General features: G+C 44.9%; 8 protein-coding genes, 3 tRNA genes and 1 pseudogene. 5 read left to right on the forward strand and 7 right to left on the reverse strand.

Features of this window, described 5'->3' with window-relative positions; translation table 11 throughout:
* Positions 1 to 12: 12 nt before the first annotated feature.
* Positions 13 to 735, forward strand: coding sequence for a pseudouridine synthase (locus L5L97_RS16055; protein ID WP_263182813.1), 723 nt, complete (start codon positions 13 to 15; stop codon positions 733 to 735).
* 96 nt (positions 736 to 831) lie between these two features.
* Here the strand turns inward: L5L97_RS16055 and hmpA are convergent, their stop codons facing one another.
* The 6 genes and pseudogenes from hmpA to L5L97_RS16085 all read right to left on the reverse strand — a co-directional run bounded on the left by hmpA (position 832) and on the right by L5L97_RS16085 (position 5,401).
* Positions 832 to 2,025: an NO-inducible flavohemoprotein gene (gene hmpA / locus L5L97_RS16060; RefSeq protein WP_263182814.1), complete on the reverse strand. Its 1,194-nt coding sequence runs from the start codon at positions 2,023 to 2,025 to the stop codon at positions 832 to 834.
* Positions 2,026 to 2,275: 250 nt separating this feature from the next.
* Positions 2,276 to 3,874 (reverse strand): annotated as a pseudogene (locus L5L97_RS16065) (methyl-accepting chemotaxis protein).
* Positions 3,875 to 4,039: 165 nt separating this feature from the next.
* A tRNA-Leu gene (locus L5L97_RS16070) sits at positions 4,040 to 4,126 on the reverse strand.
* A 68-nt stretch (positions 4,127 to 4,194) separates the two neighbouring features.
* Positions 4,195 to 4,281, reverse strand: a tRNA-Leu gene (locus L5L97_RS16075).
* A 54-nt stretch (positions 4,282 to 4,335) separates the two neighbouring features.
* Positions 4,336 to 4,411: transfer RNA gene (locus L5L97_RS16080), tRNA-Phe, on the reverse strand.
* Positions 4,412 to 4,639: 228 nt separating this feature from the next.
* Positions 4,640 to 5,401 (reverse strand): outer membrane protein assembly factor BamD, encoded by a 762-nt coding sequence (locus L5L97_RS16085; RefSeq protein WP_105249967.1) that lies wholly within the window; start codon positions 5,399 to 5,401, stop codon positions 4,640 to 4,642.
* Between the two features lie 122 nt (positions 5,402 to 5,523).
* On the opposite strand from L5L97_RS16085, the gene rluD reads away from it, so the two are divergent.
* The 3 genes from rluD (at position 5,524) to clpB (ending at position 10,006) form a co-directional block, all read left to right on the forward strand.
* Positions 5,524 to 6,498 carry a 23S rRNA pseudouridine(1911/1915/1917) synthase RluD gene (gene rluD, locus L5L97_RS16090; protein ID WP_105249966.1) on the forward strand — a complete coding sequence of 325 codons (975 nt, stop codon included), beginning with the start codon at positions 5,524 to 5,526 and terminating at the stop codon, positions 6,496 to 6,498.
* Positions 6,499 to 7,233 carry a peptidoglycan editing factor PgeF gene (gene pgeF, locus L5L97_RS16095; RefSeq protein ID WP_263182815.1) on the forward strand — a complete coding sequence of 245 codons (735 nt, stop codon included), beginning with the start codon at positions 6,499 to 6,501 and terminating at the stop codon, positions 7,231 to 7,233.
* A gap of 199 nt (positions 7,234 to 7,432) precedes the next feature.
* A complete protein-coding gene (gene clpB / locus L5L97_RS16100; RefSeq protein WP_198573010.1) occupies positions 7,433 to 10,006 on the forward strand; it encodes an ATP-dependent chaperone ClpB in 2,574 nt (857 codons plus the stop codon).
* Positions 10,007 to 10,276: 270 nt separating this feature from the next.
* On the opposite strand, the gene L5L97_RS16105 is transcribed toward clpB, so the two are convergent.
* Positions 10,277 to 10,744: a DUF4124 domain-containing protein gene (locus L5L97_RS16105; protein WP_263182816.1), complete on the reverse strand. Its 468-nt coding sequence runs from the start codon at positions 10,742 to 10,744 to the stop codon at positions 10,277 to 10,279.
* 94 nt (positions 10,745 to 10,838) lie between these two features.
* On the opposite strand from L5L97_RS16105, the gene pssA reads away from it, so the two are divergent.
* Positions 10,839 to 11,675: a CDP-diacylglycerol--serine O-phosphatidyltransferase gene (gene pssA, locus L5L97_RS16110; RefSeq protein WP_263182817.1), complete on the forward strand. Its 837-nt coding sequence runs from the start codon at positions 10,839 to 10,841 to the stop codon at positions 11,673 to 11,675.
* Positions 11,676 to 12,330 lie beyond the last annotated feature (655 nt).

A 12,330-nucleotide genomic window follows, 5' to 3' on the forward strand; every position in this document is an offset into this window, starting at 1 on the left:
ATTTGTGGTGTTATGCAGTCTAAGCGCGGCCGACTCGATCGTTATCTCTGTACCCAGTTACACACTCACCGTAAAGCGGTACGTGAACTGTTACTCTTGGGCCGAGTACGCGTTGATGGATTGATAGTGAAGGACATGGATAGGCAAGTGGATGAGTTTTCTCACATCCAACTCGATGGGCAAATATTACAGGCCAACACGCCAGTTTATTTGATGTTGCATAAGCCGATTGGCGTGGTGAGCGCGACTAAAGATACTCAGCATAAAACCGTGATTGATTTGCTCGATTGCGAAGTCCGTGATGAGTTACATATCGCGGGTAGACTAGATTTAAATTCTTCGGGTTTGTTATTACTGACCAATGACAGCCGCTGGTCTGATGCACTAATGTCACCGACGCATAAGGTCGATAAAGTGTATCGCGTCACCTTAGCTAATCCATTAACTGAAGAATATATCGCCGCATTTGCCGAAGGTATGTATTTCAGCTTTGAAGATATAATGACTCAGCCTGCTAAATTGGTGATCCTTGCTGATCATGTTGCTGAAGTGACTTTAAAGGAAGGTAAGTACCATCAAATTAAGCGGATGTTTGGTCGCTTTCGAAACCCAGTTGTTGGTCTACATAGATTATCAATAGGTGATATTGTGTTGGATGAAGCTCTGGCGTCGGGCGAAAGTCGTGTGCTGACTGCCGCAGAAGTGGCTTGCATCCGCTGTAAACCGGTAGCTTAGAGACATAGAGCAATTCAATTTATCAGCCATTATTCTGCGTATTCTAAATATAAAAATGGACTTGAGAGTCAGGTGTCCCAAGCCCGTGACATGGGATTAGAGATCGGCGTGGGGGCCGAATACTTCATAGTGCATGTTTTCAGCTGAGACACCCAGAACGAGTAATTGTTGCTTGATGGCTGACATGAATCCAATAGGTCCGCAGAAATAGTAACGTGCATGGGGAAGCAGTTGATCTGCGACTTTGCTTAATTCCATTTGTCCTTCGAAATCATAATCTGTACCTACCACATCGGTTAAACTCGGCTTGCGATACCAAACATGGCTCTTCAGATTATGATGTTGCTGACGCTTGGTGTGAATAGCCTGTTTGAAACCATGTACATCACCTTGCTCACAGGCATGTAGCCAAGTAATAGCACTTGGATGTTGCAACTTGAGCAATTGATTCAACATGCTTTTCATCGGTGTTTGACCCACACCTGCCGAAATGAGCACGACGGGGATGTCCGCCCCAACTTCTAAGATAAAATCTCCCGCCGGCGGCATAACTGCAATTTTGTCACCGATATGCATGGTATCGTGTAGCAGATTAGACACTTGGCCACCTAATTCACGTTTCACACTGATGCGGTAGCTGTTGCCATTCGGTGCATCGGATAGGGAATATTGGCGGATTTCTTCATATGCTAAATTGGGATGTTTTAGCTTCAAACTTAAGTACTGACCGGGAATGAAATCTTTAACTGGTTTACCATCTTCGGGCGTCAATATGAAGGAGGTAATGACTGTGGACTCAGTCTTTTTCGCGCTAATGATAAATTGACGCTCACCCACCCAACCGCCATCTTGTTCTGCATGTTCCTGATAAATTTGAGCTTCTCGTTGAATAAATATATCTGCTAAAAATCCATAGGCCTGCGCCCAAGCTTCTAATACTTCTTCTGTTACTGCATCGCCGCCTAACTCTTTAAGGGTGGCCAATAAGTGGCTGCCGACGATCGCATATTGCTCAGGCTTGATCAGAAAGCCTGTATGTTTTTGGGCAATGCGCTCGACAGTCGAACTTAGCACCGCTAAGTTTTCAATATTTTTAGCATAAGCCGCGACGGCGTTGAACAGGGCAACAGGCTGGCCACCAGAATGCTGGTGTGCCAAGTTAAATACATCTTTTAATTCAGGATTATGTTTGAACATACGTTCATAAAAATGGGTCGTCAGCGCAGGGCCTGCGGATTCGAGTAAGGGGATAGTGCTCTTGATAACTTGGATAGTACGGCTGTCCAACATAGAAAATCCTTAACGTGCAAATATTATGAATGTTAAATAAGTTTAAAGATCTATTTGATTTGGATCAATAGTGATGATCGCAATTCGTGCTACCGATAAGCGTGATTAAGGTCATTTGAAGTGCTTTATCAAAGCGGGTATGAGATAGGGAAATGATAAATAAATATATTATTTCAATGTATTACAGAGGTAATGGGGGAGGTTAACTGCAACAGCAAAGCTTATTGCAGTCATAGTGTGGTTTTTTGACTTAGAGTTTAAATGCACTCACTTGATTGCGCATACTGTTGGCGAGTTTAGTTAAATTAACCACAGATTCACTTAATTCAGCCGCCGATGAGGTGGAATGTTCTGCAATATCGCTGATGGCAATAATACTGCGATTAATGCTTTCGGCAACGCTACTTTGTTCTTCGGCAGCGGTCGCAATATGAGTATTAAGTTCTGTGATGCTATCTACTGAGGAGACGATTTCTTTCAGTGCTTGGCCTGCTTGATTAGCTTTATCATTAGCATCATCAACTTGATTTATACCTATTTCCATAGCGTTAACTGCTTCTTTAACGCCTTGTTGTAGTGTGGCAATCATGGCCTCAATTTCTTGGGTAGATTTTTGGGTGCGCTGCGCAAGGGTCCGCACTTCATCCGCAACGACTGCAAAGCCGCGGCCTTGTTCCCCCGCGCGGGCCGCTTCAATGGCGGCATTTAATGCCAATAGATTGGTTTGCTCGGCAATGCTTTTTATCACATCGAGTACGCGGCCGATATTTTGGCTTTCATTAGAAAGAAATCCAATGACTTGTGCCGTTTTTTGAATTTGATCAGATAATTGCGACATACTGCTAATCGATTGCATCACAATATTATTGCCATTGGCTGCATAGGTGTCGGCATCTTTGGCTGAATCTGCCGCCGCAGATGCGCTTTGGGCGACTTCTGCAACCGTTGCCGTCATCTCATTCATGGCCGTTGCAGTTTGCTCCGTTTCGGCTTGCTGCTGTTGCATACGTTTATTGGTTGCCTGCGTGAAGCTACTTAACTCATTTGCTGAACTATTAACGGTATTTGCCGCTTCGGCAATCGAATGAAGAATGCCCCGCAAGTGTTCAATAACTTGGGTGAGGCTAGTGGATATTTGTCCTAGCTCATCGTGATTAAAAGTAGTGAATTTGACGGTAAGATCTGATCAGCTTCAGTTTACTGAGAATGTCATTAATAGGATTCATCACGCTGCGATTGACCCAGAGCCCAATCACAATACTGATAATCATGGCGGCACAGGCTAATGCTACAAAAATAGTGATTGAAGATTGGTAAATGGCATTCACACGATCTTTTTCTTCGCCTGCCACGCGAATTTGCAGTGCAATCAGTTCAGATATTTGGTTACTGATGGGGTCTATTACTTGGTAAAGCGGCAGGATATTGGCCGATAATTGGCTTGATACATCACCATTTAATCCTCTTAAGCGTGAGACCAGAGTGTCAATCTGTTGATTCGCGGGTGAGAACAGCACTTCGGCTTGTTTTACGAGTCGGGATTCTTCTGAGGTAAGTTCAGTGGCTAAGTATTTTTGCCAATGCTGGGTAATGGTAGATTTGGCACTGTCTAGCGCTTCAGCTGCTTGAGAGGCGGTGAAACCACCTGCGCATCGATAACATCGACCGCGTACTTATCAGCAATCACTTTTAAATCGTCTAGTGGCACAACTCTATCGCCATAGATACGTTCAACACCCGATTCAATTTTACCCATCATATTAATGGCGAGAAAGCCAATCGTCATTAGCATTACAAGGGGAACCAGAATGCCGATAAACATTTTTTGTTTTATTTGTAGACCGTTCATATGGATAGCCTCAGTGAACTAAAGAGTCCTTTAGGCAGAACTCTATCTATCCCTATGATGAGTCTGTAACAATAGGTATAGCAAATCTGAGGAAAGAGGGGAGAGTTACAGAAAATTTATTTTGCTTTAGATACAAAAAAACCTCGCTTGGCGAGGTTTAAATGTTGGTACAGATGAGAGGACTTGAACCTCCACGCCCTTGCGAGCACCAGCACCTGAAGCTGGCGTGTCTACCAATTCCACCACATCTGCATGGCTATTCGATATTTCATCGAATTGACAATCTTAACACTGTGAATCTTAACTTTTGAACTGCAATTTGGTACAGGTGAGAGGACTTGAACCTCCACGCCCTTGCGAGCACCAGCACCTGAAGCTGGCGTGTCTACCAATTCCACCACACCTGCACTGTACCTATCGCAGTTCTCTAACATAAGTCGCTATCGCAACCCATTTAAAGATGGTGCCCGAACCCGGAATCGAACCAGGGACACGAGGATTTTCAATCCTCTGCTCTACCGACTGAGCTATTCGGGCGACGGGCGCAATTTAAAGGCTTTTCGGGTTTTGAGTCAATAGATTTTTACTAAATAACGGAAAAAGTGACTCAGTTGGATAAGATTTACACGAAAGTGTCATTTGTGTTGGTATTGAGGATGTAAAAATAGCCAAACCACTATCCACACTGAGAACTTAGCGTTATCTATTTATGGCTTATTAGGGTAACCAAGCAAAAAAATGCCCCTATTTAAGGGGCATTCTCGGTTAGTTTGATAAGATTTCATTGTTTGGAAAGTTAGCTTGCATTACCATGAGCACGTTTTGCTTCAGCTTGCTCTGACCTAATTCGCCATAAGCTTCTATCATTATCTCTAATGCCCGTTCATTTGAAGGGGTGCCAGGGTATGTTTCCATTACAGATTGTGCTCGGATTGCTGCGGCGCTCCATGCATTCATCTTGAGATAATACTCGGCAACTTGAATTGAATATTTTGCTAAGCGATTCTTCAACGCTAACATGCGTTTTTGCGCATCAGCGGCATATTTGCTGTTAGGGTAGGTTTTGATAAGACGATCAAAATCTTTGAAAGCATCTTGAGCATTTTTAGGGTCACGATCGGTTCGGTCGATATTAAGCATGTCGTGGAACATGTAATTGTCGGCTTGCATGTTCACTAAACCGCGCATATAGAACACATAGTCTACATCTGGATGAGTTGGATTAAGACGGATAAATCTGTCTATGTTCGCAATACCAGAAGCGACATCGTCCATTTTATAGTAAGCATATATCAGGTCTAACTGGACTTGAGTTTTGTGAGGTCCGAAGGGGAAGCGTGAGTCTAACGCTTCCAAAGAACGGACAGCTTTAGAGTAATTGCCAAGCTCCATAGAGGTTCTTGCCTGAGTATAAAGTACATCAGGTGACGTTTTGGCGGCAATATCGTTATCATCAGGGCTGCTGCTACAGGCTGATAACGCTAGTGAAAATAGGACTAAGGTAACGCCTTTGGAAAATTTATACATACTTGAATTCAATTCTTTTTAAGTTGTAGTTAAGAATTTTTCCATTTCACTATAAAATAGAAAACATCCGATTGTAACAGATAGCACACATTTTTTGACCCCTAAATGGGGATACGGTTCCTATGACACAAGAGATTAATCTAAAAAGCGAGATTTCGGCAACACAAACTGGACTGAGATTAGATCAGGCCCTAGCAGAGTTGTTCCCAGATTACTCGCGCACGCGCATCAAGGAATGGATCCTATCTGATGCAGTTTATGTTGACGGCGTTGTCGTTAATAAGCCCCGAGAGAAAGTTTATGAGCTGCAACAGATACTCATAGATGCCACTCTTGAAGAAGAAGTTCACGCAGCGGCACAGGCCATTGATCTGGATATCGTCTATGAAGATGACGACATTATTGTGATCAACAAGCAAGCGGGACTCGTGGTTCACCCTGGTGCTGGCAATGCCGATGGCACTTTGATGAATGCGCTGTTGCACCATTGTCCCGATATTGAGCATGTACCACGTGCTGGTATTGTGCACCGTCTGGATAAGGATACTACAGGTTTAATGGTTGTAGCCAAAACCGTTGAAGCGCAAACCCATTTAGTTGCCGCCTTGCAGGCCCGTGAAATCACTCGTGAATACGAAGCGATTGTGATGGGGACTATGACAGGTGGCGGTACTGTTGATGAGCCGATTGGTCGTCATCCAACGAAACGTACTCATATGGCGGTGCATCACTCAGGTAAACCAGCTGTGACGCATTATCGTGTGGCGGAAAAATTCCGTAACCACACTCGTCTAAGATTGCGCCTTGAATCGGGTCGTACTCACCAAATTCGTGTGCACATGGAATACATAGGCCACGTATTAGTGGGCGATCCTGTGTATGGTGGTCGTCCAAAACCGCCGAAATGGGCCAGCCCAGAGTTTTTTGATATTCTGAAAAACTTCAAGCGCCAAGCTCTGCACGCAGTGCGTCTTGAATTAGCGCATCCTGTGAGTTGTGAAATCATGAGCTGGCACGCGCCAATTCCTGAAGACATGGTGATTTTGACGAAAGCACTGCGTCAAGACACAGTCGAGCATCCGATCGAGTATTTGTAAGTGTTTCATCACGATTGGCCTGTTCCCGCTAATGTTGGCATCGCTATGACAAATCGTCATGGCGGTGTGAGCGTGCATCCCTATGACAGTTTGAATCTTGGACTGCATGTCGGTGATGCGCCAGAGCTGGTGATGGCTAATCGTGAATTACTCTGCAAACAATTAGCGTTAACCGCTGAGCCTGTCTGGCTCGAGCAAGTGCATGGTACTCATGTGCTTAATTTAGATGCGCTGAGCTTAGCTCCTGCTGTGGATACACCGATTGCCGATGCCAGTTACAGCCAAACGGCTAGCCAAGTTTGCGCTATAATGACTGCCGATTGTTTACCTGTGTTGTTGTGTAATCAAGCGGGAACAGAAGTGGCTGCGGCCCATGCCGGTTGGCGTGGTTTATGTGATGGCGTGATTGAGGCCACCGCGGCGCAGTTTAGTTCACCTATGGATGAGTTGATTGCCTACCTCGGTCCGGCAATTGGTCCACAAAAATTTGAAGTCGGCGTTGAAGTACAGCAAGCCTTTTGTACTTTACATCCGCAGTCGGCAGCGTGTTTTATTCCAAGTGGTAACAAGTATCTTGCCGATATTATTGGCTTGGCTAAATTACGCTTGAGTTTACTCGGGATAAACCATATTTATAGCGCAGATATCTGCACAGTCAGCGACACGGATTACTTCTCTTATCGTCGCGATAAGGTGACGGGACGCATGGCTTCATTGATCTGGCTTAAGTCTTAAGCTAATTCCCCTACAGTTTGTATTTATTTGCGCGTTATTCTCTTGAATTTGGCTAAATAGCCCCCATCTTTTAACTAACGAAATGTAATACCAATCCTATTTAGATCTCTTCATTAGCGGTACTGATTTTAAAGCCACTAAATTGGCAAGATGTCTTATGGATTGGCATATCTCTACTATATGAGTGTTAGGAGGCTGTATGCGACTCGATCGTATGACCAATAAATTTCAGCTTGCCATCTCTGATGCCCAGTCACTCGCACTTGGGCGTGATCATCAGTTTATTGAACCGCTGCATTTGATGATGGCATTGTTGAACCAAGATTCAGGTTCAATCCATCCCTTATTGACCCAAGCTGGCATTCGAGTGAGTGCGCTGCGATCGCTCTTGAGTCAAGAGCTGGAACGCTTACCTCAAGTTGAAGGGACTGGCGGCGATGTGCAATTATCCCAAGGTTTAATCCGTTTATTAAACCTGTGTGATAAATTGGCGCAAAAGCGTAAAGACAAATATATCTCTAGCGAATTATTTGTATTAGCTGCGTTAGAAGGTGCCGATGCCCTTGCGCAAGCGCTGAAAAAAGCCGGCGCGACCAAAGAGTTGATGGAACAAACCATTGAACAAATGCGCGGCGGCCAAAAAGTGGATGATCCGAACGCTGAAGATCAACGCCAAGCGTTGAAGAAGTTTACTATAGATCTGACCGAGCGAGCCGAACAAGGCAAGTTAGATCCTGTGATCGGCCGTGACGATGAAATTCGCCGTACGATCCAAGTGTTACAACGTCGCAGTAAAAATAACCCCGTCCTTATCGGTGAACCGGGTGTGGGTAAAACGGCGATTGTTGAAGGACTTGCCCAGCGTATCGTTAATGGTGAAGTCCCCGAGGGGATTAAAAATAAGCGCGTTTTATCCCTCGATATGGGCTCATTGATTGCGGGCGCTAAATATCGCGGTGAGTTCGAAGAACGTTTAAAAGCGGTATTGAATGAGTTAGCGCAGGAAGAAGGTCAAGTGATCCTCTTCATCGACGAACTGCATACTATGGTCGGCGCCGGTAAAGGTGAGGGCGCAATGGATGCGGGTAACATGCTTAAACCTGCGTTAGCGCGTGGTGACTTGCACTGTGTGGGCGCGACCACGCTTGATGAGTATCGTCAGTATATTGAAAAAGATGCGGCGCTTGAACGACGTTTCCAAAAAGTGTTGGTGGATGAACCAAGCGTTGAAGACACCATCGCTATTTTGCGTGGACTGAAAGAACGTTACGAGCTGCATCACCATGTGGAAATTACCGACCCGGCGATTGTGGCGGCAGCGACTATGTCGCACCGTTATGTGTCGGACCGTAAGTTACCCGATAAGGCGATCGATTTGATTGACGAAGCGGCATCGAGCATCCGTATGCAGATGGACTCAAAACCTGAGTCACTCGACAGGCTCGAACGTCGTGCTATCCAGCTCAAACTGGAGGAGCAAGCGTTAGCCAAAGAAAATGATGAGGCGAGTCGTCGCAGGCTTGACCATCTGCAAGAGGAATTGCGTGACGTTGAAGCGAAAGCGTCAGAGTTGAACGAAATCTGGCGTACTGAAAAAGCCGCATTAGCGGGCACTCAGCATATTAAAGCCGATCTCGAACAGGCTCGAATGGACTTAGAAGTGGCGCGTCGTGCGGGTGATTTAACCCGTATGTCTGAGTTGCAATACGGTCGTATTCCTGAGCTTGAAAAACAGCTCGATTTGGCGTCACAAGCTGAAATGCAGGACATGACGTTATTGCGTAACAAGGTTACTGAGTTCGAAATCGCCGAAGTATTGTCGAAAGCGACGGGAATACCCGTATCGAAAATGCTGGAAGGCGAGCGTGAAAAATTACTGCAAATGGAAGTGGCGCTGCACGAGCGTGTGATCGGCCAAAACGAAGCCGTCGATGCGGTTGCGAATGCGATTCGTCGTAGCCGCGCGGGTCTGGCGGATCCAAATCGCCCGATTGGCTCGTTCCTGTTCTTAGGCCCAACGGGTGTAGGTAAAACTGAGCTTTGTAAATCACTGGCGAGGTTCTTATTTGATACCGAATCGGCTTTAGTGCGCATTGATATGTCTGAGTTTATGGAGAAACACTCAGTATCGCGTTTAGTGGGGGCGCCTCCTGGATACGTAGGTTATGAAGAGGGCGGTTACTTAACGGAAGCCGTTCGTCGTAAACCTTATTCGGTGATATTGCTCGACGAAGTCGAGAAAGCGCATCCCGATGTGTTTAACATTTTACTGCAAGTGCTTGATGATGGACGCTTAACCGATGGTCAAGGTCGTACTGTCGATTTTAGAAATACAGTGATCATCATGACCTCGAACTTAGGCTCCGACATTATCCAAGAAGGATTTGGTCAAGTGACCTATGCAGAGATGAAAGCGGCGGTAATGAATGTGGTCACTCACAGTTTCAGACCCGAGTTTTTAAACCGTATCGATGAATCTGTGGTGTTCCATCCATTGGATGCTGCCAATATCAAGCGTATTGCTTCGATACAAATTGCTTCCTTACGCCAACGTTTGGCTGAAAAGGACTATACATTGGAGATCACCGACGACGCATTATCACTGATTGCGGAAATTGGTTTCGATCCTGTGTATGGTGCAAGACCGTTGAAACGGGCATTGCAGCAAGAAGTCGAAAACCCGCTGGCGCAGAAATTACTGCGTGGTGACTTGTTACCGGGTAAACCGATCAAGGTCAGCTGTGCGGGTGGCGAGTTAGTGTTCGAGCAATAACTAGTAGCTAGTAACTTAGTGTGTTGTTTGAATGCGATACGTTAATCGCAAGCTTGAAGTTGGATATGTTTAAATAGGCGAACTGAAATAAGCGTTCTTGAATGAACGAGCTTGAAATAAACTATCTTGCAATAAGAGATAGAGCTGTTTTAGTCAGTATCGCTCCCGCTTCAAGCACTAAAATGAAAGGAGCCGAGTTTTTTACTCGGCTCCTTTTTTATTGCATCATCTTAATCGTTGTTCATTAATGTAGTGGCATAGTAAATTTGGCTACTTCTTATCACAGAAGAGTTTGATTCTTTCCTGCTGCTGGGCAATCGAGGCTTGGCGATCTTCTTCAGTCATAGCGACAGATTCACCTGAATCGGAAGTTTGGCGGATAAGCTTAGTATGCGTTGTGAGTATTTCTAAATTGTGTTTTGCACTCTCACAAATGGATTTAGCCTGTTTGGTGTCTTTTTCTTTAATCAGCGCCGCTGACTTTTCTAATTCATTGGCTTCAGAAGTGGCTTCCGCTTTCTTTACCGGTGCGATAAAACCCACTTTCGCCTGCTCTAAATCTTCACTGTAGAGCTTTTCTGCTTTGATGTTTTCTTGTTGCGGGGCTTGTTGGCTGTAATGCGTCACCCCATTTTCGTCGACCCAAGTATAGATAACGCCCGCAGAAACGGGGCCAATGAAAAGGCTGAGCCAGAGCCATCGATACAGTATTGTTCTGAACATGTTCACTTTTAACATCGAAATTATCCCTAACTGGTCTCTCATCGACATGATAATAAAATATGTTATCTTGAAAGCTAACTTCTCTTCACTGAACTAGCGTAATAAGTGTATGCAAAATTCTTCAAATCAAACAGTAAAGAATAAAGGTATCTATTTACTGCCTAATCTTTTTACGACAGCCGGATTGTTTTCTGGCTTTTATGCTGTGATTGCTTCCATGAATGCTAACTTTGAAGCTGCTGCAATAGCCATTTTTATAGCCATGATCTGTGATGGTCTCGATGGTCGAGTGGCAAGACTGACTAATACCCAAAGTGATTTTGGTGCCGAATACGACAGTATGGCGGATATGGTGTCCTTCGGAATGGCACCAGCACTACTCGCCTACAATTGGGCATTAGCCGACTTAGGTAAAATTGGTTGGTTGGCGGCATTTATTTATTGTGCAGGTGCGGCACTCAGGCTCGCTCGATTTAATACGCAAGTTGGCGTCGCCGATAAGCGTTACTTTCAAGGTCTCGCCAGCCCGGCAGCCGCAGCTGTTATTGCCGGCAGTATTTGGCTTGGTAGTCAATATAGTCTCGATGGAAGAAACATCAGTTGGATTGCGGCCCTTGTTACTGCGGTAACCGGTTTACTGATGGTCAGCAATTTCCGCTATCACTCCTTTAAAGAAATTGACTGGCGTGGCAAGGTTAACTTTATCGTGATCTTACTGGTCGTCGGTGTATTTGTGGTGGTGTCAGTTCAACCTGCATTGATCTTATGTGTCGGCTTCTGCTTATATGCGATTTCAGGCCCAATCATTACGATTCGAACCGTGAGAAAACTCAAAGTCGCTCATATTGTCGGTGATGATACGGTGACGAATGTCGAGAACAATCACTCAACCCAAGCTGCAGCACAAACACAAAGCGCTACAAATATCGAAAAAGAGAAACAATAAGAGCATAAATCTTAGGGCTCGTGCTTTTGATCATTGCTTATCATTAGCTAGGTGCAAACAAGAGTAAGACATCACACTGGGCATAACGCTTTTAGAGGTTTACTGATAGATATAGCGAAAAATCGCTATCAACTTCTGTTTATGCCCATTCAATCTATTAAAACTCCAGCAATAGGCTATTCCTTCTGCCAAACTTATCAACCCAAACAGCGATATTGCTCAGTATTGCAGTATATTTCTGCAGTTTGGTGGTTATTTATTCGCTTGGCGGAGATTGTTAAAAAAGCCCTTGCACAAAAAGTTTCACTGCCTATAATGCGCATCCACTGACACGGCAGACAGCGTTAAGCAGCCTGATGTGACAGTTCATCGATGAGTTTACTAATTGATGAGTGTTGAGAAAGTTTGCAAAAACTCCTTGACGCGAAACGGGAAATGCGTAGAATACGCAGCCCTAGCCAACTGGAAGCGTTCGGCGCTCAGTGTGGTACTCAAGTTCTCTTATGAGGTTGAGTTGCTCTTTAACAAGATAAAACAAGAAATCTGTGTGGACACTCACAGGTGTTGAGTTAATCGAAACTGCTTAGCCTTCGGGTTGGCAGTCAAAAATTTAAATCAATGTAACAATGAGTGTTCATAGCAATATGTACAGTTT

Origin of the sequence: Shewanella sp. SM71, assembly GCF_025653905.1 — a bacterium.
GTDB classification, from domain to species: domain Bacteria; phylum Pseudomonadota; class Gammaproteobacteria; order Enterobacterales; family Shewanellaceae; genus Shewanella; species Shewanella oncorhynchi.

Coding starts and splice junctions, on each gene's coding strand:
- clpB (WP_198573010.1), top strand. CDS start 7,433: ATGCGACTCGATCGTATGACCAATAAATTTCAGCTTGCCATCTCTGAT.
- L5L97_RS16055 (WP_263182813.1), top strand. CDS start 13: ATGCAGTCTAAGCGCGGCCGACTCGATCGTTATCTCTGTACCCAGTTA.
- L5L97_RS16105 (WP_263182816.1), bottom strand. CDS start 10,744: ATGTTAAAAGTGAACATGTTCAGAACAATACTGTATCGATGGCTCTGG.
- rluD (WP_105249966.1), top strand. CDS start 5,524: ATGACACAAGAGATTAATCTAAAAAGCGAGATTTCGGCAACACAAACT.
- L5L97_RS16085 (WP_105249967.1), bottom strand. CDS start 5,401: ATGTATAAATTTTCCAAAGGCGTTACCTTAGTCCTATTTTCACTAGCG.
- pssA (WP_263182817.1), top strand. CDS start 10,839: ATGCAAAATTCTTCAAATCAAACAGTAAAGAATAAAGGTATCTATTTA.
- hmpA (WP_263182814.1), bottom strand. CDS start 2,025: ATGTTGGACAGCCGTACTATCCAAGTTATCAAGAGCACTATCCCCTTA.